The 22,791-nt window shown below is 46.1% G+C and carries 17 protein-coding genes and 1 pseudogene; 9 read left to right on the top strand and 9 right to left on the bottom strand.

Going from position 1 to position 22,791, the window contains the following annotated elements:
* The 4 genes from MKHDV_RS09955 to MKHDV_RS09940 all read right to left on the bottom strand — a co-directional run bounded on the left by MKHDV_RS09955 (nt 1) and on the right by MKHDV_RS09940 (nt 4,670).
* Nucleotides 1–1,074 (bottom strand): DUF6765 family protein, encoded by a 1,074-nt coding sequence (locus tag MKHDV_RS09955; protein ID WP_160714832.1) that lies wholly within the window; start codon nt 1,072–1,074, stop codon nt 1–3.
* A 175-nt stretch (nt 1,075–1,249) separates the two neighbouring features.
* Nucleotides 1,250–2,440, bottom strand: coding sequence for a pyridoxal phosphate-dependent aminotransferase (locus MKHDV_RS09950; RefSeq protein ID WP_160714830.1), 1,191 nt, complete (start codon nt 2,438–2,440; stop codon nt 1,250–1,252).
* 132 nt (nt 2,441–2,572) lie between these two features.
* Nucleotides 2,573–2,797: a hypothetical protein gene (locus MKHDV_RS09945; RefSeq protein WP_160714828.1), complete on the bottom strand. Its 225-nt coding sequence runs from the start codon at nt 2,795–2,797 to the stop codon at nt 2,573–2,575.
* On the bottom strand, nt 2,766–4,670 hold the full coding sequence (locus MKHDV_RS09940; RefSeq protein WP_160714826.1) for a 5-enolpyruvylshikimate-3-phosphate synthase: 1,905 nt from the start codon (nt 4,668–4,670) through the stop codon (nt 2,766–2,768). The genes MKHDV_RS09945 and MKHDV_RS09940 overlap by 32 nt, the downstream gene beginning before the upstream one ends.
* A 758-nt stretch (nt 4,671–5,428) precedes the next feature.
* Between MKHDV_RS09940 and aprB the strand changes: the two genes are divergently transcribed.
* The 6 genes from aprB (at nt 5,429) to MKHDV_RS09910 (ending at nt 13,603) form a co-directional block, all read left to right on the top strand.
* The gene (aprB, locus tag MKHDV_RS09935) at nt 5,429–5,917 is read left to right on the top strand and encodes an adenylyl-sulfate reductase subunit beta (protein ID WP_160714824.1); all 489 of its coding nucleotides are present in this window, start codon (nt 5,429–5,431) and stop codon (nt 5,915–5,917) included.
* 34 nt (nt 5,918–5,951) lie between these two features.
* Nucleotides 5,952–7,949: an adenylyl-sulfate reductase subunit alpha gene (aprA, locus tag MKHDV_RS09930; RefSeq protein WP_160714822.1), complete on the top strand. Its 1,998-nt coding sequence runs from the start codon at nt 5,952–5,954 to the stop codon at nt 7,947–7,949.
* A 172-nt stretch (nt 7,950–8,121) separates the two neighbouring features.
* Entirely contained in the window at nt 8,122–9,360 is a 1,239-nt protein-coding gene (locus MKHDV_RS09925; protein ID WP_160714820.1) for a CoB--CoM heterodisulfide reductase iron-sulfur subunit A family protein, read from the top strand.
* 5 nt (nt 9,361–9,365) lie between these two features.
* Complete coding sequence (locus tag MKHDV_RS09920) at nt 9,366–11,606, top strand: hydrogenase iron-sulfur subunit (RefSeq protein WP_160714818.1); 2,241 nt, start codon at nt 9,366–9,368, stop codon at nt 11,604–11,606.
* Nucleotides 11,607–11,619: 13 nt separating this feature from the next.
* Nucleotides 11,620–12,771 carry a quinone-interacting membrane-bound oxidoreductase complex subunit QmoC gene (gene qmoC, locus MKHDV_RS09915; RefSeq protein WP_160714816.1) on the top strand — a complete coding sequence of 384 codons (1,152 nt, stop codon included), beginning with the start codon at nt 11,620–11,622 and terminating at the stop codon, nt 12,769–12,771.
* Between the two features lie 94 nt (nt 12,772–12,865).
* Nucleotides 12,866–13,603 carry a hypothetical protein gene (locus MKHDV_RS09910; RefSeq protein WP_160714814.1) on the top strand — a complete coding sequence of 246 codons (738 nt, stop codon included), beginning with the start codon at nt 12,866–12,868 and terminating at the stop codon, nt 13,601–13,603.
* Between the two features lie 296 nt (nt 13,604–13,899).
* Here the strand turns inward: MKHDV_RS09910 and MKHDV_RS09905 are convergent, their stop codons facing one another.
* From MKHDV_RS09905 to ahbC, 5 genes and pseudogenes are all read right to left on the bottom strand, one after another.
* Nucleotides 13,900–15,696, bottom strand: coding sequence for a diguanylate cyclase domain-containing protein (locus tag MKHDV_RS09905; protein WP_160714812.1), 1,797 nt, complete (start codon nt 15,694–15,696; stop codon nt 13,900–13,902).
* A gap of 108 nt (nt 15,697–15,804) precedes the next feature.
* Nucleotides 15,805–16,284 (bottom strand): siroheme decarboxylase subunit alpha, encoded by a 480-nt coding sequence (locus MKHDV_RS09900; RefSeq protein WP_160714810.1) that lies wholly within the window; start codon nt 16,282–16,284, stop codon nt 15,805–15,807.
* Nucleotides 16,285–16,319: 35 nt separating this feature from the next.
* Entirely contained in the window at nt 16,320–17,483 is a 1,164-nt protein-coding gene (gene ahbD / locus MKHDV_RS09895; RefSeq protein WP_162859855.1) for a heme b synthase, read from the bottom strand.
* Nucleotides 17,484–17,656: 173 nt separating this feature from the next.
* On the bottom strand, nt 17,657–18,649 hold the full coding sequence (hemB, locus tag MKHDV_RS09890; RefSeq protein WP_160714808.1) for a porphobilinogen synthase: 993 nt from the start codon (nt 18,647–18,649) through the stop codon (nt 17,657–17,659).
* Nucleotides 18,650–18,838: 189 nt separating this feature from the next.
* Nucleotides 18,839–20,027 (bottom strand): annotated as a pseudogene (gene ahbC, locus MKHDV_RS09885) (12,18-didecarboxysiroheme deacetylase).
* Between the two features lie 528 nt (nt 20,028–20,555).
* Here ahbC and MKHDV_RS09880 point away from each other — a divergent pair.
* The 3 genes from MKHDV_RS09880 to MKHDV_RS09870 form a co-directional block, all read left to right on the top strand.
* Complete coding sequence (locus MKHDV_RS09880; protein WP_160714806.1) at nt 20,556–21,029, top strand: hypothetical protein; 474 nt, start codon at nt 20,556–20,558, stop codon at nt 21,027–21,029.
* 111 nt (nt 21,030–21,140) lie between these two features.
* Complete coding sequence (locus MKHDV_RS09875) at nt 21,141–22,136, top strand: YIP1 family protein (protein WP_160714804.1); 996 nt, start codon at nt 21,141–21,143, stop codon at nt 22,134–22,136.
* Between the two features lie 102 nt (nt 22,137–22,238).
* Nucleotides 22,239–22,791 (top strand): zinc-ribbon domain-containing protein (locus MKHDV_RS09870; protein WP_174239236.1); only part of this gene is annotated, 553 nt, incomplete at its 3' end.

The following is a 22,791-nucleotide window of genomic DNA, read 5'->3' as shown; positions in this document are numbered from 1 at the left end:
CTAATGCACGCTGATATCATGTGCTGGCAGTAACTCCTGCAATACATAAGTTCTATGTATAGATGCAGCTTGATAGAATTTAAAAATATCCATCTCTGTAATGAGGGCGCAGTCCGGGCAGCTGGCAAGCTCTTCACAGCTGTTCTTCCACATCTGTCCTTTGTAAGGTGGGATTTCTTCCTGCCGACCTTCTAAGAATACTCCTTGAGCCATAGCAAATTGCCAGAAACCGGAACGTTGGTGCTTGTTGCCGGGGCTTGCGAAAATGATAGCAAGTGAATCCTGTATCGAATCGAACGGTACTGGCGGTGATTCTGCTAGATCCGGTCTTTGGTCAGCAAACCGTACAAACAGGGAATAGAGCATTTCTGCGGCTTCCATAAAGTCATCTTGATTATGACGACGTATGGTTTGGGCAGGGGCTTCTTCTGTGTTGTATGACCATGCAAGATAGGGGAGGTCAGGATACGATGCGGCTGCCCCGTGTCCCAGTGTACCCATCAACTCTTCTTCTGGAATCGTTCGGATATTAGGGCGGACGTATTTAAAGCGTTCGAAGAATCGCATCCGCTCTTCGGCAAGGGCGGTATCTTCATTTTGAGGTTCCAGTACTGTTATGGATGCTTGGTCGATACTGTTTCTACGTGAACTCGCACCGGAAAAGTTGAAATGAGAGAATGTGTCCGCAATGACGTGAGCTGCAATCCCTATAAGCAATGGAGAAAAAGGCTTGTGTGAGAGGCGGAGATGGTTTTCTGTCATTTCCGCTGCTGTCGCACTGTTCTTTTTACAGATAATTCGTTCGCTAAAAGTATCTCCGTACGCTCCTGGCAGGAAGTGAAATGGAATCCAGATATTTCGTTGCGCGTTGGAAGATATATTTTCGGTATGTTCAAAATGGTGTCCGGTAGCGGCTGTGGTCATCTGTCCACCATCTGAAAAGCGAATAGTGGAGACGGAAGTGTTGTCATCAACAAATTGGGAAGCGGTCGCTATGAGTTCAGCAGTTTCCTGATCAAGTCCTGCGACTCGTGCCAAGGTGTATGTTCCGTAATAATGCATATCAATCTGCATGGTGCATCACTCCCCTGAATTCGTTTGATGACGGCTTTGCCAGTCTGGATGTTTGAAAAAACATATGCTTATTATTTTTAAAATTCAGTTATTTAATGCTTTTTGTCGATGAATTGTTGAGAATAAAAAAAGGGTGTGGAACTAAAGTTCCACACCCTTATTGCGTTTCAGCGTGTTACGCCATGCTGTCGATAGCGCGTTTAAAACCGTCTGCGGATCGGTTGATAACTTCTTCTTCTACACAGAAAGTAAGTCGGAAGTAGCCAGGGCCACCGAATCCGGTACCCGGAACGGCAAGGATTTTTTCTTCCATAAGGCGGCTGCAGAATGCCACGTCGTCACCACCAGGTGCTTTAGGGAAGAAGTAAAATGCACCTTTTGGAAGATGGAAGTCGTATCCTGCTTCTTTGAGGACTTTAGCCATCGCGTCACGACGCTTCTCGTAGATTGCAGGATCAACCTGAGCTTCGAGTGCAGCCTTGAGCATGTGCTGGCCAACAACAGGCGGGTTTACAAAGCCAAGGATGCGGTTTGTAAGCATGAGGCCGTTGATGAGTTCCTGTCTTGCTTCCATGCGTGGGGTGACAGCAATGTAGCCGACCCGTTCGCCTGCCATGGAGAGGTTTTTAGAGAAGGAAGACATAACTACCGCGTAGTCATACAACGGCAGGATGCTTGGAACATCTACGCCGTCAAAAGCGAGAAATCGGTATGGCTCGTCAGAAATAAGAAAGATTGGACGACTGGTTGCTTTGTTGTGCTTTTCCAGCACTGCGGCAAGAGCTTCGAGTTCTTCTTTTGTATATACCGCGCCGGTAGGGTTGTTCGGCGAGTTTATAATGATAGCGCGAGTGTTAGGAGTGATCGCGGCATCGATGGCGTCAACGTCCAGTTCAAAAGTGTCCGGTTTGGACATGACTGTGCGGAACGTTGCCTGATGGTTTGAAGTGTAGAAACCGTACTCAACAAAGAAAGGCGCAACAGCAAGAACTTCATCACCCGGTTCCATAACGGCGCGGAAGAATGCGTTCATAGCACCGGCTGCACCGCAAGTGAGTATTGCGTCGTCAGCAGTTATTTCAACATCTTGTTCTTTCTTGACCAGATCAGCAATAATCTGACGCGCCCATGGGAAGCCGCCGTTTGGCATATAGCCAAAGGTAAACGGAGTGGAGGTTTCTTTAGCGAGATCGTTAAGAATGTCACCGATCATTGCCGGAGCCGGAACATCTGGATTGCCAAGACTGAAGTCGCATACTGCATCTGTACCGTATTGCTTTTTAAGGGCAATGCCGGATTCAAACATTTTTCTGATCCATGAAGAGTTTTCCATGAACCCTGTAATTTGAGAAGAAAGAATTTGCATGAGATACCTCGTATGAAATGCGTCAATAATTACTAAATTGTTAATCAGCAAATTGATAGGCAATCTTGAGACAAGTGTCCAGTTTTGGAAGACAAAAAAACGCCGCACTAATTAGTGCGGCGTTTTTTATTCTTAAAATGGCTCAGCTTCCAACCGGATTCTGTTCCTTTTGTTCACTGCAAACTGTCGGTTGACTTCTGCAATGCTTTTTTGCTGACGGTTTTCATGAATCTCGCTGGCGTGGAAGATGCCTTTTGCAGGATCTTCTGTTGCGATTAATTCGCGAAAAGCGTCTTCGATAGCTTTTAGCTCGTTATCGAATTGCTTAATATCTTTTTCTATCTCTAGACTGACCATCTCTGGAGTTGCGATCTCGGTCTCTGGAGTTGTTGTCTCTATCTCTTGAGAAGCCGCCGCCATCTCTGGAGCTGTTGTTTCTATCTCTTGAGTAGCCACCATCTCTGGAACCGCCGTCTCTGTCACGGGAGTAGCCCCGGTCTCTTGAGTTGTTGTCTCTGTCTCGAGAGAAGCCACCGTCTCTGGAGCCACGGTCTCTATCTCTTGAGAAGCCGCCATCTCTGGAGTTATTGTCTCGCTCTCTTGGCTGGCGTTCTTCGTTTTTCGGGTCGCCGTCTGTAAAGACTCTGCGTCTTCTTGGTTTGTCCCCATCCATTTCCTCCCTAGGCTTACGAACCATAGTTGGTTCTGGAAGTGTGTTGTAGAACATCCAGAATGTAGGCATCAGGTCTGTAATGCTGCCTGGGTTGGCAAGATGGAGCGGGCGATTCATGAACGCAAGCTGTCCGAGTGCCATAGTCCAGAAAGCATCAGGGCTGGTCCACACTTTAGCGTGAGGAACGTCTGCATTTGGATGTACTTTATTATCTTCAAGAAGCATGTTGGCTTGTGCCACAAAGCTTTCGATAACTTCAACGGAAGTGCCAGCAGGAGCTGCAGGAATCTGTACAGGGCTTTTCGCTACAACTGCTTTAATGCAGGTAAGTGCTAAAGCGAGCGGGAAGTAGCCTGCAGGAAGGTTCTGCATGTCAATCGGGTCAGTGGTGTGACCACGTTCCGGTTTGACTGTTACGATGCTGTCCGGCTTAATTGCAACAGTCAATCCTACGGATTTAAGCAATGCAACAACAGCGTCACCTTCAGCAGTGTCGGTAGGCCATGTGCCGTGCAATGCAACTTTGCCGCCTACAAATGCAGGGTAAGCGAGAATGCTTGCACAGATTTTTGGATCCATGGTGATTGCTGGGTATACAGGGAAATCTGGTTCTTCAGGAAGAACTACACAGTTGGTACCTTCAACTTCGTATGCGATGCCAGCAGATTCGAAGATAGGAGTAACAATCGCAAGAGCGTTTGCTGCAGCTTCGTTCTGTGAAAGATCGAGAGAAATTTTTGCACCCCATGTGGCTGCAGCTACTAATGTAGCAACTATTGCTTCTTCAGGAAGGTTTTCCGGGATAACAACAGTTTCAGGGAGAACACCGGAGCACTCGAGACGAACTGGTAAGCCGTTTGAACGAGGTACAACGTGTGCGATGCGTGCGCCAAGCTGAGTCAGGAAGTTGCGGAACGCAGAAAGATCAGCATCTTTAAGGGTAGAGCCGCCTGTCAGCTTGAGTGTGCCGTGCTTGGCAACAGCCTGAAGTGTAAGAAGGTAAACGTTAAATTCACTGTTGCCAGCAAAGATAACCTTATCTGCGAAGTCGAGTCCTTTAGACTCTTTACAGAAAAGATCGTTACCTTTCCAGCTGAGACGTGCGCCAGCCTGGTTGAATCCTTTAACGATGTCAGAAATAGGATGAGCAGTAGAAATACCAGTAAGGTTGCATTCAACGCCGTTAGCAGCGGCAAGTGCAATCCAGATCTGGGTAGCGTTCAGTGCAGCCGGGCCAGGAATGTCAATCTTCACAGGCTGTGTGTTAGGTGCAAGACCGAAAGTGTTCTGGTCATCCGCATCGTCACGGGAGATAAATTCAATATCCTGAAGCAAAGTAAACATCTGGTGTGCGAGGCGAGGGTCTTTGCTGAATTTGCAAGCAGACTCTTCCCATGCCAGACGAATTCGCTTTTCGTTTGAAATAGAATCAGTACCCGCGCCTTCTTTTTTGCGACGGCGAGTTTTACTAATAAGCTTTGATCGACGAGCCAGCAGTTTCAAAAGCTCAAGATCAAGTTCAGAAATTTCTTCAACAAGGGTCATATTTTTTTTCATTAGAATGTAGCCTTACTTTGTGGGTGTGGCGTTCCCCTAGCCTGAAACTGCTAGAGTCGCAAGTGGAAATCGGGCTTTCTTGCAAAAATTCTTGTTTGAAGGAATGTATCATAAGAATAGAGACGGTGCGTTTTATAAAACAAAATGGAAGCTGGTGGAATGTAGTTAGCTCCTTTATATATAGTTAGGAGGGCTGATGGTCAGAGGGGGCAAATCTAATGTGCATATTTTCACAAAGGCATTATAATGCCAAAACTGAGCGGGCATTGTGAATGAGCGAACAAGCAGTAAAGGTGACAAATATGTAATTGAATCTAATTAAACAGTTAGAATTGCAACACAATCTTGTAGTTTGTATAGGCTCTGAAAATGAGTAAGTGAAAAAAAGTATAAAGTTCTGCCTGAATTGCTTGCAACATCCTGCCAATAATTGTAAATGTTAGGCGTCCAATAGGAAAAGCTCAACAGGGCAAGAATTGTTGTTCTTGAAAAAGTGATAGTGAAAACAGTTATTTAAGAGAAAAGACAAAGTCTTTGTGAAAAAAGTGCACAAGATGCTTGACCTTCTCTCCAAAGCTTTGTTAGAACTTTCACAAGCGACACGGAAAGCGCCCGCGTCGCTGTCTCCCCCTGATTCGGTGGAGCCTGAATGAGGCAGGAACGATTTCCTGCTTTATCGACTCCATCGAGTGGTGGACCCCATCGTGGGAAAAAAGCTTTTTAGGTAAACTCTCAATCGTTGTGTTGGAGGATTAGGTATGCCGACATATGTAGACCCGTCCAAATGTGATGGCTGCAAAGGTGGCGAGAAAACCGCTTGCATGTACATCTGCCCCAACGACCTCATGATTCTCGATGCAGATGAAATGAAGGCCTTCAACCAGGAGCCTGAAGCATGCTGGGAATGCTACTCCTGTGTTAAAATTTGTCCTCAGGGCGCAATTACAGCACGTCCATATGCTGACTTTGCACCTCTAGGTGGCACTTGTATCCCAATGCGTTCCGCTGATTCTATCATGTGGACCGTTAAGTTCCGTAACGGTAATGTAAAACGCTTCAAATTCCCAATCCGTACTACTCCTGAAGGCTCTATTAAGCCTTTCGAAGGTAAGCCGGAGCCAACTGATCTCGATAACGAATTGCTCTTTACTGAAGCAGATCTCGTTGCTCCAATCGAAGCTATGGGTCAGAAGTTTGAAGTTGCAGAAGCTGGCATCACAATGGTCAAAAAGGCCTCTGCGGTTTAATTTTTACGGAATTTATTCCTAAGGAGATATTATCATGCCGATGATTCCCACAAAGGAACAACCACGAGGCGTTGCGATCGCAGAACCTGCAATCGTAGAACATGACTTAGATATCCTCATGGTTGGCGGTGGTATGGGTAACTGTGGTGCAGCATTTGAAGCCGTACGTTGGGCTGAAAAATACGCACCTGAGCTGAAAATTCTGCTCATTGATAAAGCTGCTCTCGAACGTTCCGGTGCTGTAGCACAGGGTCTTTCTGCAATTAACACCTACCTTGGTGATAACTCAGCAGACGACTACGTTCGAATGGTTCGTACTGACCTCATGGGTCTCGTACGTGAAGACCTTATCTTTGACCTTGGTCGTCACGTTGATGACTCTGTTCACCTCTTTGAAGAGTGGGGCTTGCCTTGCTGGATTAAAGACGAGAACGAAAAGAACCTTGATGGTGCTGCTGCTAAAGCTGCTGGCAAGTCTCTCCGTAACGGTGATTCCCCAGTTCGCTCCGGTCGCTGGCAGATGATGATTAACGGTGAAGCATACAAATGCATCGTTGCTGAAGCTGCTAAAAACGCACTTGGTGAAGAACGCATCCAGGAACGTATTTTCATCGTTAAGCTTCTTCTTGATGCTACCGAAGAAAACCGCATTGCTGGCGCAGTTGGCTTCAACCTTCGTGAGAACGAAGTACACGTTTACCGTTCCAATGCTATGGTTGTAGCATGTGGTGGCGCAGTTAACGTATACAAACCTCGTTCAACTGGTGAAGGCATGGGTCGTGCATGGTACCCTGTATGGAACGCAGGTTCCACATACACCATGTGTGCTCAGGTTGGCGCAGAAATGACCATGATGGAAAACCGCTTCGTACCAGCTCGTTTTAAAGACGGCTACGGTCCGGTTGGCGCATGGTTCCTTCTCTTTAAAGCGAAAGCAACTAACTTCCGCGGCGAAGATTACTGTGAAACTAACCGTGCTATGCTGAAGCCTTACGAAGATCGCGGCTACGCTAAAGGCCATGTTATCCCAACATGTCTGCGTAACCACATGATGCTCCGTGAAATGCGTGAAGGTCGTGGTCCAATTTACATGGATACCAAGACTGCACTTCAGACCACATTCGAAACTCTTAGCCCTGCAGAACAGAAGCATCTTGAGTCTGAAGCATGGGAAGATTTCCTCGATATGTGTGTTGGCCAGGCTAACCTTTGGGCTTCAATGAATATTCAGCCTGAAGAAACTGGTTCTGAAATCATGCCTACCGAACCTTACCTCCTCGGCTCCCACTCCGGTTGCTGTGGTATCTGGGCTTCCGGTCCAGATGAAGAATGGGTTCCTGAAGACTACAAAATTCGCGCAGCTAACGGCAAAGTATACAACCGTATGACTTCCGTTATGGGCCTCTGGACTTGTGCTGACGGTGTTGGTGCATCTGGTCACAAGTTCTCCTCTGGTTCTTACGCTGAAGGCCGTATTTGTGGTAAACAGATGGTACGCTGGTGCATCGATCACAAAGATTACAAACCTGCAGTTGCTGAAGACTCTAAAGATCTCGCTAAGCTGATCTATCGTCCATTCGACAACTACATGGCTGGTAAAGACGTATCCACAGACCCTGTTGTTAACCCAGAGTACATCTCTCCTAAGAACTTCATGATGCGCCTGGTTAAAGCAACTGACGAATACGGTGGCGGTTGTAGCACATACTACACCACTTCTGAAGCAGCTCTCAAGACTGGTTTCCACCTTCTTGATATGCTCGAAGAAGATTCCCTCAAACTGGCTGCTCGTGACCTTCACGAACTTCTCCGTTGCTGGGAAAACTACCATCGTCTCTGGACCGTACGTCTGCACATGCAGCACATCTCTTTCCGTACAGAAACTCGTTACCCTGGTTTCTACTACCGTGCTGACTTCATGGGCCTCGATGACGAAAAATGGAAGTGCTTCTGTAACTCCAAATACGATCCTAAGACTGGTGAAACCACCATCTACAAGAAGCCTTACTACCAGATCATTCCTACTGCATAATCTGTAGAGCTTCTCACTGAACGTCCGGGGCGGTTGCGGGACACCGCAATCGCCCCTTTTTTCTTCCCTTATCAATTCGGTCTAAGCTGAGACAGTAAGTGCTCTCAACTTGTTGTCTTAGCTTAGGCCGTTTTGACTATAGGCCTGAAACAATTGTAGGGAGGATTGCTAAATGTCGAACTCCATACTCGTCGTCGGAGGCGGATTCAGCGGCCTTACTGCCGCTCTTGAAGCTGCTGAGCTCGGCTACGAAGTGTACATCGTTGAGAAATCTCCATTTCTCGGCGGCAGAGTGGCACAGCTGAATAAATATTTTCCAAAGCTCTGCCCTCCATCCTGTGGATTGGAGATTCAGTTCCAGCGTATTAAAAAGAATCCAAATGTTAAGTTTTTAACAATGGCAACTGTGGATTCTGTTGAAGGTGAAACTGGAAACTTTACTGTTAAAGTTTCTATCGCTCCTCGCTGTACTGCTCCGAGCAGTGCTGACCTTGGTGAACTCGCTTCGTCTCTTGAAGGTGAAGTAGCTGATGAGTTTAACCTTGGGCTCGCAACCCGAAAACCACTTTACATGGACACACCTTTTGCATTCCCGAACCGTTTTGTTCTGGAACCAAAAAAATTGAGCAGTGCTGACGCTATTAAAGTCGGTGCTTCTGAATCGTGTGATCTTAATGAAGCTCCAAAAGAGATCGAACTCTCTGTTGGCAGCATCATTCTTGCTACCGGTTGGAAACCTTATGATGTTACCAACCTTACCAGCCTTGGCGCAGGTCAGATTACTAACTGTATTTCCAACATGCAGATGGAACGCCTTGCATCTCCTAACGGTCCTACCAGCGGTTCTATTTTCCGTCCTACCGACGGTAAAGCACCTGATAAGATCGCATTCGTGCAGTGTGCAGGCTCCCGTGACCAGAACCACTTAGGCTTCTGTTCGTACATCTGCTGTATGGCTTCGCTTAAACAGGCTCTCTATGTTCGTGAACAGTACCCAGATGCTGACGTTACTATCTACTACATCGATATGCGTACTCCTGGTCGTTATGACAAGTTTATGCGCAAAGCTATTGCCGATGAGAAATTACATCTCGTTAAAGGTAAAGTTGCTGGTGTAGAAGAAGATGCTGCAACAGGTGATGTCATTGTAGAAGTTGAAGATGCTGTAAAAGGCCACAAAGCTAAAATCCGTCATGACATGGTAGTTCTTGCTACCGGTATGCAGCCTAGCCTTGCAGGCGAAGCTAACCCGTTTGGGGTTACACTTGACGAAGAAGGCTTTGTTGTTGATGGCGAAGCCAAAGGCATCTTCTCTGCTGGTTGTGCTCAAAAACCTCTGGATGTTATGCGTACTGCTCAGTCTGGTACTAGCGCTGCGCTCAAAGCAATCCAGACGGTTCGTGGGAGGTAGGTAGAATGGCCGAAAAAATTGGCGTATATTTTGACCAGTCCGCACTCGGCATCATTGATGCTGAAGAGCTGAGCACTGGCGTATCGAAAAAGTTTGGCGATGCCTGCCCTGTCGTAAAAATTTTTCCTGTACTTGCTGCATCAAGTGCACGTGAAGAAATTAAAAAAGACATTGTCGAGCATGAGTTGGACGGAATCGCAATTTGTGGTTCTTCCCCTCGTGTAGACTGGGACATCTACGAGTTTGAAAACGTTCTTGTGGAGCGCATTAACCTGCGCGAACAATGTGCAATGACGTATAAGAACCCGGATGGAACCATCCCTGCTGCTGGCGGTACTGCTCCTGAACTTCTTATGGCCATGGCGAAAGATTACGTAACCATGGGTATAGTTAAGCTTCAGAAAACATCAGTTCCAGCGCCACCTGAGTTTGAATCTGTTAAAACTATCCTCGTTCTCGGTGGTGGTTGGGCAGGTCTTACTGCAGCAAAACAGGCTGCTGATTACGGTTACAATGTAATTCTTGTGGAAAAAGATGCACAACTCGGCGGTAAAGCGCTGAACATGCTTAAAACTGTTCCACTTACATTCCCGTATGAAGAAGCTCACGACACTGGTCTTGAAGCAAAAATTGAAGAAGTAACAGCCCACGAGAATGTTAAGGTAGTACTTAACGCTACTGTCGAAAAACTCGCTGGTACTCCTGGTCAGTACACTGCACAGGTTGCAGGTCAGGAATACAGTATTGGTGCAGTTGTTCTTGCTGCTGGCTGGAAGCCAATGGATAACGAACTGCTCGCTCCTTTGGGTTACGGTAGCATGCCGAATGTTGTTACTTCTGCTGAATATGAACTGCTTGCTCGAGACGGCAAACTTGACGCAAAGCGTGTTGCATTTATCGTTAATACCGAAAATGTAACAGGCGGCGACATTTACGCAGCACCAGAAGAAGCTGAAGAAACAGCTGATTCTGATGAAGAGAAGCCAGAAGGGTACGTGCATGATGATTTAGAATCTGTACGTCACCTTGCTTACTCCAGCTACGTAAACTCAATGATTGCTCTTAAGCATGCAAACTACCTTTGCGATGCGCATGAAGATGCACGTGCATACGTTTTGTACGATTCCATGGTAGTTCCCGGTATTCATGAGCGTTACTACAAAGCAGCGCAGGATCGTCTTGGCATCATGATGTCCAAGGCTGATATCAAAGGCATTACTGAAGAAGGCGGCTCTCTCTTAGTTTCTGCTGGCAACACCCTTATGGGTGAAGACGTAGAAATTCCAGTAGACATGGTTGTTCTTCCTACCGGTATTGTTCCTGCTACTGCAAAAGATCCAGTAATGAACTTTGAATACCGTCAGGGTCCAGCATTCCCGGATCTTGATCTCTTCGACGGTTTTGCAGATTCTAACTACATCTGCTTCCCATATGAAACTCGTCGTACCGGCGTTTACGCTGCAGGTTGTGTTCGTCAGCCAATGATGATGGACGCTGTAGAAGAAGACGCAATTGGCGCTACCATGAAAGCTATTCAGTGTGTTGAAGCAGCGAACCATGGTGTGTCTGTTCATCCTCGTTCTGGTGACCTTAGCTACCCTGTATTCAACTTTGTTCGTTGTACACAGTGTAAGCGTTGCACCGAAGAGTGTCCGTTCGGCGCTCTGGATGATGATGAAAAAGGTACTCCGCTTCCTAACTTCAGCCGCTGTCGCCGCTGTGGTACCTGTATGGGTGCTTGTCCGGAACGTGTTATCTCCTTTGATAACTACAGTGTCGATCAGATCGGTTCTATGATCCGTGAAATTGATGTACCGGATGACATGGAAGTTGGCGGACCTCGTGTTCTGATCCTTGCATGTGAAAACGACGCATACCCTGCACTTGATATGGCTGCAATTCGTGGTAAGTCATGGAGCCCATACGTACGTATTATTCCAGTACGTTGTCTTGGTTCTGTTAACGCCATCTGGGTTGCTGATGCAATGTCTAAGGGTATTGACGGCGTTATGCTGCTCGGTTGTAAATACGGTGATGATTACCAGTGCCACTTTGTGAAAGGCTCTGAGATTTGTAATCGCCGTAAAGAAAACATCGCTGAAACTCTGGAACGCCTTGGTGTTGAACCTGACCGCGTAGAACAGTATGAAGTTGCAATTGACGAGTACGATAAAGTACCAGGCATGATTGACGGCTTTATGGACATGGTCTTCGAGAAAGGTCCTAACCCATTCAAGGGCTACTAGGAGGAGATGGAAAATGGCTCAAAGAATCGAACCTGATCTCCAGTTTGTAAAAGAGTTGCAAGCTGTTGGTGGGGACTCGCTGAAAAAGTGCTACCAGTGCGCCACATGCAGCGTAGCCTGCCCCATCTCTCCAGCAAGCAATCCTTATCCACGTAAGGAGATGGTATGGGCTTCGTGGGGGCTTAAAGATAAGCTTCTGAATAACCCTGATATCTGGCTTTGTCACAACTGCGGTACATGTTCAGACATGTGTCCACGTGGTGCAAAACCGGGCGATCTTCTCGCAGCTCTGCGTAACATGGCATACAAGCGCATCAATCCGATGCCTATAATCGGTACATGGCTTTCCAGCCCTAAATACCTGATTAACCTTATTGCCATTCCTGCAATCCTTTGGGCCGTAATTTGGTTCATTCGTGCAGGGCAGATTGGTTCCTTCTTCCCAGAAGGTGAGATTGTTTACGGCAAGCTTTTCCCTGGTGATTTCACCATTGACCCTATTTTCATGATCACCTTCTTCGGAATGGTGGCAATCTTCTTCAAAGGTGCCAGGAATCTCTTGGCAACATTTAAGCCGGAAGGCGAAGTACTCGTACTTGGTAAACAAAAATCCATGTTCAGATGCTTTATTGATGTCCTTATTGAAGAAGTAGCAACACATAAAAAGTTCAAAGATTGTGGGGACGACAAGTCCGACCGTAAAACCGGTCACCTGCTTGTATTCTACTCATTCCTTGCACTGATGGTAGTTACCGGATTGATTGCTGTATCCCACTGGGGCGGCAAACTTATCCCGATGATTGATCTTTTGCATACACCGCTTAACCTGCTTAACCCTGTTAAGCTTCTGGCTAACCTTGGTGCTATTGCTCTGATCGTTGGTATGGCTATCCTTACCAATAACCGTCGCGGTAACGATCCGGAAAAAACCAAGTCTAATTACTACGACTGGTATTTGTTGAATGTCATCTGGGCAGTCGCTCTGACAGGCGTGTTATCCGAGCTCTTCCGCTTGGCCGCCATCCCCCAGATTGCGTACACCGTGTACTACGTCCACCTGGTAGCTGTATGGATGCTCTTCGCGTACCTGCCTTGGTCTAAGCTTGGCCATATTGTGTACCGTACCATCGCGCTTACCTATGTACGTCACATGGGACGCCAATAAGAAACGACTATGTGCCTGTCTAGGCAGGCACACTTCTTAAAACAAGAAAAGACCATTACAAGAAAAAATCTTTCCTTGATAATAGGAGGCCCCAATGTCTGATGAAGCTCGTAGAGTTTTCAAAATGGAAACAATCCTCGGTTTGATCGCTGGTAAAGGCGGCACCGATGTTTCTGATTTACTTTGCTACCTCACACAGCGCGAACTTTGCGCTGACGAAGAAGGTGTAGTAGCACCAATGTCCAAAGGCTGGCTTTACAGCATGGAACCACGTTTCATGCAGTGTTGCTACGAAGAAGGCGAACCATTTGATGCATGGACTAAGAAACAGGCATCCAAGCTGGGTAGCAACGTTTCCGTTGAGCCGATTCCAGCTGCAGATATGGCAAGCATTTCTATCGTTCTCGATAAATTAGCAGACGCTAAAGCTACCGTTGCAGAGCAAGCTACTGCAATAGAAGGCCTTCAGGCTAATGTAGCTGAGTTTGAGCCGTTTAAAGCTCAGACTGCTGATCTGACTAAAAAAGTTGAAGATCTTTCCGGTAAGCTTGAAGCTGCCCAGACTGATCTCGCAAAAGCTAAGAAAGAACTCAAAACTTTCGACGGCAAAGTTGCAATCAACGAAACAGAAGTTGAATCTTCTGTAAAAGATATCGTTTCACGCGCAGTGAAGGATGCTATTGCATCTCTTCCTGTTGGCGCAGCTGTAGTTGCAGCAGACGGTGCTGAGGCACCTGCTGAAGAAGCTCCTGCTGAAGAAGCTGGCAGTTCCGTACCGGATGACTTCGGTTTCGGCGCTTCCGGTAACGATGACAGCGGATTTGGTTTCTAAGCATAACTCAGCTTAAATCCATCCAGTAAGAAAGCCCAACTGTTCGCAGTTGGGCTTTTTTTGTATTCTTCTTACGTTTTTTTGACCGCAACGATTTATACGAAAGGCGTGTGTCTACTTTCGTGACAGGTGCACGTGTGAATTCAATGAAGGAGCGATAAGGAAGGCGAGTGTGCTTGTAATCAGCTATGTAGGACTAGGGTGGAGTCAACCAAGCACTGAAAACCGCTTTAACGGAATGCTGGGGTTGTCTCAGAGGATCGTGCGTTGGAGGCAGATATGCAAACTGTCGTTTGCTAGCTGTTAGCGAGGAGTTCTAGCTGATTATTGATCTTGCTAGCTTTGCTTGAGCGTTTCATGTCGTACATGGATGCGTCGGCAGCTTTAAGTAAGTCTGCGGTTGTGTCACCATCTGCCGGATACTGGCTGACTCCGGCGCTGGCAGAAACAACATGGGTGATGCCACCAAGAAGAATTGGTTCTTTAATGATGTCCAGCAGCGTGTCGGTAATGCCACTAAGTGTTTTTTTGTTATTCACTTCGTTGAGAATAACTATGAATTCATCGCCACCGAGGCGGGCTGCAAAGTCTGTTTCACGACAGTTGGCAACAAGGCGCTGAGCGATAATTTCTAGAACTTTGTCACCCGTGTAGTGACCGTAGTTGTCATTTACTGGTTTGAAATTGTTTAAATCAATAAAAACTACAGCAAATGGAGTGGCAGGTTTTGCGTTGAGGAGGGTTATTAAATGTCCCTCTAAAGCATTTCTGTTACAGATCCCAGTAGTACTGTCGATTGTTGCGCAACGCGTAAGTTCAAGCTCAGATTGTTTCTTCAGGGTAATGTCAGAAATAATATTTTCAATGTATTCAAGATTGCCATGCTCATCAAATTTACCACTGGAGCTGATAGTCATCCAGCCTATGGTTCCATCTCTGCGAACAAATTCAAAATCAAAACCAACTGCTGTTTTGTTTTCAAGAACAATTTTCAAGTATTCAGCACGTTGCTCAGGGTAGCGCCAAAATTTATCGACGAAATGAACTTCTTCCAATAGTTGTTCAGGTGAATCGTATCCACAAATCGAAGCCATTGCAGGGTTTACTTCTGTAAGGCGACCGTCATGCTGCACAGTTGTAATACCTTCAGCCGCATTCCAAAATAAATTTTTATATCGCTTGGTCGTATCGCGTAAATCTTGTTCAATTCGTTTGCGATGTGTGATGTCTGTTGCGACTCCGACTACTCCGAATATTTGTCCATTTTTTTTCTTCAAAGGGCGTCTACGGACTTCAAAATGATGAACTCCGGTGCTCATGGCAGTAGAAAATTCAGCCTGAAACTTTGATGAAATCGATGCCTGATATTGTGAGTCCTCAGATGTTGGAACATCTGATTCTTCAAAGTCGGGGGGAATCAGAAATGCATACTTATTAGAGGAGTCACTGTTTATATCACCAAACGTATTGTTAAATGCTTGGTTGGTGAAAGGGTATTGATGGCTTTTGTCGCGCACAAATACCGGAACAGGCAAAGCGTTAAGTATATTTTGTAGAAAAAGGTATTGATCTTCGATTTTTTGATAGATGTTGAAGTGCTTTGTGATGTCGATGACCATTGCTTCAACATCACCATTCTCATATTTTTCTGCAGTAATGAGTATTTTAACAAGTGCGTTGTTAACAACGCATGTAGCAGGGTAGTTTTCAACTCTCTTATGGAGATTAAGTTCTTTTACTAATCCTTTTCTGGACTCATGTGAAAGAAATTCTCCATGTTTAAAGCTGCCATGCACTTCATTATTGGTCTTTGTAATTCCGAGTAAGTCTGCACCTGTCTGGTTAATAGCACTTACTCTCCCTGTCTCAAGATTGAAGCGAATGGCTATGATCGCACCGGAACTATAGAGCTTCGTCCGAAACTGTGGACTGAATCTACCAAAATCTTTGAAAGCTGCTACTCTGTTGCATGCCCACTTGTATATCCATGCAGGCTTTTTATGCACTAATAAATAGAACACAAGAAAGAGCACTACGCCTGTGTACAGTAGCAGTAAGAGTATGAAAAAGTATGGATTTGAAATATGAGGCATAGGATGGCCTTCTATACTATCAGAGAAAAGATAAGTAAATGGCGCAACTACATAATTTGTTAGTAGTTGCGCCATTTGTAATATAGAAAAGTTGGTGCAGTGTGACGACTAATCGTTTTCCGTCAAATTGAAATCAACTTTAATCTTATAGAGTTCTGTTGCAGGCAGATTTAAAACTTCGATACCGGTTTTTTCTGTGATTGCTGCAAGGGTTTCTACTACCGTTTCCCAATTTGGGCCGATAAAAGTAAACCAAATGTTGAAGTCATGATCACGCAGGTAGTTATGAGTTACGCCTGTGTGAGAGTTAACTTCTGCAACAAAAGATTCAATCTGTTCTGCTGGGACTTTTGCTGCACACAAAGTAGAGCGCCAGCCGAGTCCCTTGGAATTAAAGTTTGCGCCGAGGCGTCTGATAATTCTTCGTTCTTTTAATGAGCGAACAGTCGCCAGAGCCTCTGCTTCAGTAATACCTACCTGCTCGCCAATAACTTCATACGGGCGTGGAGCAATCGGAAAACCGGATTGAATAATTGTCAGAACTTTTCGGTCAGTGCTGCTCAGTGCAGATTCCAGTTGTTTATCCATTTCGACCTCGATGATATGGGCGTTTACAGGCTGTGTTATTTTTGGCGGCGAGGTGTGTAGCTGCACAATGGCTCTTCCGCCATGTGTGAACCTTTCATTGAATACCCGCGTGCACGGCAGCCGCCGCAAACGTTGTGGTATTCACATACACCGCATTTTCCGTCGTATTCTTCTTTAGTACGGAACTGACGGAAATGTTCGGACTTGCGCCAGATTTCTGGGAACGGGGTGTTTTTTACCTGTCCACAGTCAAGTTCTAGATAGCCGCATGGCTGAACTTGACCTGTGTGGGAAATAAAACAGAAACCGGTGCCGCCCAGACAACCGCGGGTGAATGCATCCATGCCGAAGTTTTCAGCATTAACAGCAAGACCTTCTTCTTTAGCGCGCTGGCGCATGATGCGGTAGTAGTGCGGAGCACAGGTTGCTTTGAGGTGCATGTTTGTGGTTTTGCGGAAGTCGTAGAACCAGTTGAGCACTTCTTCGTACTCTTCTGCTGTAATAACTTCTGCACCCATCTGCGCTGCGCGTCCGGTTGGAACAAGCAGGAAGATGTGCCAGGCAACTGCACCAAGCTCTTCGCACAGTTGAAAAATCTGTTTGAAGTATGGAAGGTTCTGGCGGGTTACAGTCGTATTGATCTGAAACTCAATTCCAGCTTCCTTCAGATATTCGATACCGCGCAAAGACATGTCAAATGCGCCTTCGACACCACGAAAATCGTCATGGAATTCTGCACCAGGACCGTCAATAGAGATAGAGCAGCGCTGCACGCCGGACTCTTTCATTTTTTGAGCAGTTTCTGGTGTAATCAGAGTGCCGTTAGGAGACATAACACAACGTAAACCTTTTTCTGTCGCATACGCGACAAGCTCATATACATCGGAACGCATCATAGGGTCACCACCGGTGAAGATGATGATCGGGTTACCAACGCTCTGGAAGGTGTCGATCAGTGCTTTTGCTTCATCGGTATCAAGTTCGCCCGGGTATGGTTCTTCATGTGCTTCAGCACGACAGTGTTTGCAAGCAAGGTTGCAAGAACGGGTTACTTCCCATGCAATGAGTTTGCAGGAAGGGGAGCCGTCTTCAAGAGTGCGCGCCATAGAGCCGGTAAGACCGTTTCCATGAGGATGAACAGCGGGTGCTTTACCGTGCGGGTGTCCGGCAGGCATTCCCTCAGGATGGCCTTTTGGCATTTCTGGATGCCCGGCAGGCTTTTCTGTTTCTGCAGGGCGGTTCTTTGGAGGCAATCCTGTATCAAGAATTGCTTCTTTGTGAGCGTGCATATGACCAAGTGGTGCTTTATCGGCAATGCGTCCAATATCTTTGGATGCACAGCCGCAGAGAGATTCTTTTTTATCAGACATGTTTATTGTACCAGTCCGCGTTTAATAAAGTCTTCGGCAAAATAGGTGATGATGAGATCGGCGCCTGCGCGTTTGATGGCAGTAAGTGATTCCATTCCAACTGCGTCAAGGTCGATCCAGTCATTCTGCGCTGCTGCCATGATCATGGAGTATTCTCCACTCACCTGATAGGCGGCAAGCGGCAGATCAAAACCGTCACGGAGCATACGGATAATATCGAGATATGCGCCTGCCGGTTTTACCATGAGAAAATCTGCTTCTTCCAGAACATCTGCTGTTGCTTCGCGAAGTGCTTCGCGGCTGTTTGCAGGGTCCATCTGGTAACTTTTGCGGTCACCGCTTTGCGGGGTAGACTCAGCAGCGTCACGGAAAGGACCGTAGAATGCGGATGAGTATTTCACAGCGTAGGACATTATCGGAAGGTTAATGAAACCTTCATCATCCAATGCTTCACGCAGTGCCTGAATGCGTCCGTCCATCATGTCGGATGGTGCAACAATATCCGCACCAGCTTTCGCATGAGAAACAGCTACACGCTGAAGAAGTTCTAGTGTGGAGTCGTTTGCAACGGTAACGTCATCGTTCTTTTTCTGAAGAATGCCGCAATGGCCGTGGTCTGTGTATTCGCAAAGACATACGTCAGTGATGACAACAAGCTCTGGATGGCGGGATTTAGCAAGGCGTACAGCACGCTGTACGATGCCGTCATCTGCGTACCCTTCAGAACCGGTAGCATCTTTGCATTTAGGAATACCAAACAAAATGATGGAGCGAAGACCGGCAGCAACTGCTTCTGCAAGTTGCTTTTCAAATTCGTCCAAAGAAAGTTGGAATTGTCCCGGCATGGAAGAAATTTCTTTGCGGAATGATGACTCGTCAGTATCCACGATGAAATATGGCATAATCAGGTCTTGCGCTGTAACACGATTTTCGCACACAAGCGCACGCAGTGCCGCTGTGCTGCGAAGACGTCGTCCTCTGAAGAAGTCAGCCATTGAATCCTCCTGATCGTTAAGGATCGGTTCGTATCTGTTTCAGCAGGAGAGGTGACAAGAAGTTGATGGAACCGGCGAGCTACAAGGGTAGGGCTGGTTGTGCTGCTGAAACTTAGTTATAAAAGGACTCCCGCTCTTCCAGAGCGGAACAGCGGGAGCCGGTAGAATCATAGTTTAGCGGGGGAGCTGTTACTCAGGACGAATTTCGTCGTCGGTGAGGTAACACGCTGGATCCTGTGCCCACTCGTCGCCGTAAACAGCTTCTGCACGAGCACGGAAGTTACCGCCACAGATGTTGAGGAAGCGACACTTAGCACAGCGTCCGCCAACATGCTGTTTTTTATCTTTCATTTTGGAAAGAAGTTCGATGTCCATGTCATCCCAGATCTCGGAGAACGGACGTTCGAGAACGTTACCGAATACTTTTTCTCTCCAGAACTGGTCAGGGTGAACACTGCCGTCCCAGCTGATGCAACCGATACCGCGACCGGAGCTGTTGCCTTCGTTGAACTGAAGCAGTTCAAAGACTTCTTTAGCACGGGCAGGATCTTCACGCATCATGCGCATCCATACGTATGGACCGTCAGCATGGTTATCTACGGTAAGAACTTCTTTAGGGTGACCTGCTTCATGAAGTTTTCTGGTCTCATCCATGATGAGGTCAACAACGTCACGAGTTGCCTGATGATCGAGGTCTTCTTTAATGATTTCGGAACCACGACCGGAGTACACAAGGTGGTACAGACAGATACGTGGAATTTCCATATCTTTAAGAAGCTGGAAAACTTTTGGAATTTCAGGAGCATTCTGTTTGTTGATAGTGAGACGCAAACCTACTTTGAGGCCTTCTGCTTTACAGTTCTCAATACCTTCGAGTGCTTTTTTTAAAAGCGTTAGGAACGCCGCGGAACTTGTTGTGTACGTCTTCCATACCGTCAAGTGAGATACCAACGTAGGAAAGACCAACTTCTTTAAGTTCGCGTGCTTTTTCTTTGGTGATGAGTGTACCGTTGGTAGAAATAACAGCGCGCATACCTTTGTCGGTTGCATGCTTTGCAAGTTCTACAAGGTCCTTACGAACGAGTGGTTCGCCACCGGAGAACAGCATAACAGGGGCGCCGTACTGAGCAAGATCGTCAATGATCTCTTTACCTTTGTCTGTGCTGATGAGGTCTTCATGCTTTTCAGGATCGACAGCATGTGCGTAACAGTGAACACATTTAAGGTTACAGCGCTGGGTCATATTCCATACGACAACAGGCTTTTTATCTTTTGAAAACTGCAGCAGGTGGGAAGGAAGTTTGCCAGAGTCCCTGCCGTAACGCAACGCGTCGGAAGGTTCAACCTGACCACAGTAAAGTTTTGAAATGCCTATCATTGTGACTCCTTATAATATGAGAAGGCGTAAAGCCATCTGACCCAATGAGAGATCCGAAGAACCTCAATAAAAAAATAAAAAAGGGAAAGGTCCCCTCTTTAACAACATGTATAAAATTTTGCTGGTGCGTGAACGTAGAGCGAACGAACGACGCAGCTTTTCCTTACCAAACTACCTCGCACAGGGCAAAGAATTTCCGAAGTCTTAAATACAATCAAACTTTTTTGTATAATTTGGAACCAATAAAGTAGGAAAGGCAGTCTTTGCATTCAGCAAAAGATAACGGTATTAGTAAGAAAGTACGGAAGAGAGTTGTTTAATCGTGTGTTTCCACTGAAGGAATAGCTTTGCTAGTAGTAATTAGTACTGATATAAAATCTGTATACCGCATAAATTCAATATGTACCAGCACATGTCGTGCTACGTCTTTTTTACACAATACTCCATAAATATATGCTAGTTACAATTCTAGATCCGTATGTGAGACCCACAAAGTTTTTTTCCACACAACAAAGAAAAAGTTTACCATTGCGTGCTCTTTTTTTTGCTGTTCTTACTTTGATGAGTATTCCGCTTGTCCGAATCGGGCTTGGGAACCTTGTCGGTATGTTCGGAGAAGATTATTTTAGACCGTATAGCGTCATTGTTGCATTTTCATTGTGGGAAACACCGCTTGCAATTATGCAGAAGCAGGTTGTTCTCATGCCATTTTATGCAATCGGACTGGTGCTGCTAGCTGCTTTTTTGCATACTCTACTTTGGGTAGCGCGTGGGAAAAAAGCATCTTATGCTGCAACAATGCAGTGTGTATGCTATGCTGCACCGTGTCTGTATTTAAGTGTTTTTCCGTATACGGGAACGTTTACCGCTGTAATGTATGCCTCAATTTTTCTGGCGTACAGCTTAAAAGCTGTACATGGCACGGAGTGGAGTAAAGTTTTGCCTGTTATTTCTGTGAATTTCCCCGTGTTTTTTATCGTATGCAGGCTACTCTTTCCCTAAGGTAAGAATTTGTATATTGCTTTGATGCAGGTCACACACCTTTGATTTTTGTAGTACTCCGGCTTTTTTATTTTTGCCGCCGGATGTCGCGTAACTATATAAGGATAGAATATGGAAATCCGTTGTCCAGAGTGCGGGTACACTCGTAATGTAAATCCGGACTCAGTTTCGTCTGATCTGACTGTCGCTACCTGTCCGAAATGCAGTTCTAAATTTCGTTTCCGTTTGGTCGAAGAGAAAGAACCTGACTTTGTTTTAGGTCAGGACACAGAAAAGTCTCAGACAAAGCCGTCTGCGTCTATTCAGACTTCAAGCATGGACGAGCCTTCTGACGAAGCACAGCGTCCTGTTCGCCCTGAAGATCTGTATCCACCTTCTGTCCACCGAGACAATGCGCCTGAGCAGGAAGAATTTTCAGATGACGAATTCTGGAAGAATGATGGAACACAGTCTACTTCAGAGCAAGAAGACCCGTTGCGCATGGTCTACACCGACGGTCAGCCGCTGGACGGTATGCCGCAGGATGTTCCATGGGCAGAAGTAAAAGAATTGGGCTTTTTCCCCGCAATTTCAGCTACCATAAAAGGTGTATTGCTTAAGCCCTCATTGTTTTTTGAGATTATGAATAAGAACGGTAAATTCTCCATTCCGTTCAGTTACTTTATCATTATCTCTCTTGTGTCAGTGCTTGTAGAAACTGTTTGGCAGAGTGTTTTCGGCAACCCGCTTATTCCATCGGAAGTTGCAGGATCACTTTCTATTGATGAGCTGTTTTCTATTATGTTCGTCAGCCCGTTAATTCTTGTAGTTTATTTGTTTGTGACAGGATCAGTACTCCACGGGGCACTTAAACTAACCGGTGCAGCAAATGGCAGGATGGGCGTAACGCTTCGAGTGCTATGCTATGCTGCGACTGCGGACCTTCTTTCAATTATTCCGATAGTCGGCCCGTTGGTAGGCGGTGTGCTGAAGCTGATAATTATCGTGAAAGGATTAAAAAGTGCACACGGAACAACATATACCCGTGTTCTTCCACCTGTGATAATTCTGGTACTCGTCCTTGTGTCTTTTGTAGTGTATAGTTTACAATTACAGGGTATTATTTAGTACTATGTTGCAGTTTTCTGCAACCAGCCAAGGCTATTGGTTAGAATCAGTCGCGCTCCAAATTTTGGAGTGTGAATTTTCCGATTTTAAGAGGATTGGTTCATGCTTATAACATGTCCTGAATGTCAGTTTGCTCGAAACATAAACGCGAGTTCAATTCCGTCCAAGGCACAGCTTGCCACATGTCCACGTTGTAAAACTAAATTTAGATTTCGCATATTGCATGATGAAGATCAGGTAATTGTGGAAAGCGTTGAAGAAAGACCTGTTGCACAAAATGTTGAAGATGAGCTGGGCGTAGCAGCAAAGCCTAAAGTTACGAATGAAGCTTCTTTGAAGAAGGCTGCCGGCGACAGTATGCACGTAGAAACAACCATTGATGACGATTACGTAGAGTCTGAAATGGTTGCTGCGATGCAGGATGAGATTGAGCAGCTATTGAAGGCTGAAGATGCTGAAGCGCATAAAGAAGCTGAACAGCGAAAACTGTCTGATGAAAGTAATCAGGCTGAAAAACTTAATCAGGCTGAACACGATAAAAAATTACATGCAGAAAAGCCTTCTTTTGGCGAGAAACCGCAGCAGCCTGCCAGAAATATGGCAGAGTCAAAACCAGCTCCTCCTTCCTTAGAGGTTAAGAAGCAGCCTGTCCCCC

Source organism: Halodesulfovibrio sp. MK-HDV, assembly GCF_009914765.1.
Classification (GTDB): Bacteria; Desulfobacterota; Desulfovibrionia; order Desulfovibrionales; family Desulfovibrionaceae; genus Halodesulfovibrio.
Note: the sequence above shows the minus strand (reverse complement) of the source record. Positions and strands in the feature narration are given on the sequence as shown.